The sequence below is a fragment of the Vibrio sp. D173a genome, from assembly GCF_030248475.1.
Window position 1 is genome coordinate 1 of the sequence record NZ_JAHGAH010001569.1, and the last position, 527, is coordinate 527.

At 42.1% G+C, this 527-nt stretch carries 1 protein-coding gene; it reads right to left on the reverse strand.

Going from position 1 to position 527, the window contains the following annotated elements:
- Positions 1–403: 403 nt before the first annotated feature.
- Positions 404–527: methionine adenosyltransferase domain-containing protein (locus KIV40_RS34800; protein ID WP_285354023.1), on the reverse strand; the 124-nt coding region annotated here is incomplete at its 5' end.

Sequence of the window (527 nt, forward strand, 5' to 3'; positions counted from 1 at the left end):
CTATGTTTGTCTTTTTTAAAATCGGATGGATTTGCGGTACGAGGCATAACTTCCCCTTAGTTAAAATAACGTCCTAGATTCAACCTCGTTGGTTCTCACAGCGGCTGGCAGCGAGTCGTCTTGGTTGAGTTGTTATTGAAATAGCATGTCCTAGAGAGTTGTCTCGTGTTTCCTAATGGGGTGTAACCTAACCAGTTGTTGCACCAAATGTGAGCTTGATCGCCTAGGAGTACTTTAACTATTGTCACTACTATCAAAAAACACAAATTATCTGATGTGTTTTTACGCGTTGCGTAGCAAGGGAGTGAGATGAGAAAAAGGGGATAAGATTGGTTAACTATATAAAAAATAAAGCCCTTACTAAAGAGTAAGGGCTTTAAAGAGAGCTTTTGTGGCGACTAAATTATTTTAGGCCAGCGAAGTCTGCAAGGATTGCTGCTTTGTCCGTTGCTTCCCAAGGGAACTCTTCACGACCAAAGTGGCCGTAAGCTGCAGTTTGCTTGTAGATAGGCTGAAGAAGGTTCAGC